Here is a 567-nt window from a genome sequence, read left to right on the forward strand (position 1 = left end):
TACAAAACCGTGTAAGTAACCACTATGGAGATACATTATACACATCTAGATGTGTATAAGAGACAGGTTCTACAAAACCGTGTAAGTAACCACTATGGAGATACATAGATGGTAACTTCACGGTCTGTCTCTTATACACATCTAGATGTGTATAAGAGACCTATAATAATAGTGAATGTGTGCATTCCTTTTTTGCATAAGGAGCTGTTAACTATCGTCAAATTATGAGATGCTTAAACTTAGCTAATAACTGTTAATTTAAAAGGTTGGAGTTTTGGAATAGAGGTCTACTATTGAAGCTATTGAAGAACTTATTTCCACCAAAAGCCTATTGATTGTAGACTGTCTCTTATACACATCTAGATGTGTATAAGAGACAGGTATTTTGGTGTTGTAGATATCTCAAATGATAATTAATAAAAACTAGCTTGAAAGGAGGAAGACTTTTGAAGGAACATGGACTAAGTAAAGCGCAATTATTCAGATTATCGCGTCGAACATTGGAAAAACGTATCCGCAATTTTTATTATAAAACGAAAGATGACCAGGCCACCATCGAAATGTTGA

The organism is Enterococcus sp. 3H8_DIV0648, assembly GCF_002140655.1.
GTDB classification, from domain to species: domain Bacteria; phylum Bacillota; class Bacilli; order Lactobacillales; family Enterococcaceae; genus Enterococcus_A; species Enterococcus_A hulanensis.